Here is a 270-nt window from a genome sequence, read left to right on the forward strand (position 1 = left end):
TATCCACGTGGCTATGTCCTACTCTCCCAGGCAGTTTCCCACCAAGTACCATCAGCGCTAAAGAGCTTAACTTCTGTGTTCGGAATGGGAACAGGTGTATCCTCTTTGCTATTATAACCACATATTGCCTATTTATAAGACAAGTATTATATTAACATCTTTATTTTTAAATGTCAATAGTTTTAAAGTACTAAATAGTAATTGTTTAATATGATATATACCATATTAATTGAAGTTAGTACTTTATCTAGAGTTAACACTCTAAAAACT

The 270-nt window shown here is 31.9% G+C and carries 1 rRNA gene; it reads right to left on the reverse strand.

The features are described from left to right. Nucleotides 1-5: 5 nt before the first annotated feature. A 5S ribosomal RNA gene (rrf, locus tag Q3287_RS19595) occupies nt 6-122 on the reverse strand. Nucleotides 123-270 lie beyond the last annotated feature (148 nt).

The organism is Clostridioides sp. GD02404 (assembly GCF_045898275.1).
In the GTDB taxonomy this organism is placed as follows: Bacteria; Bacillota; Clostridia; order Peptostreptococcales; family Peptostreptococcaceae; genus Clostridioides; species Clostridioides difficile_A.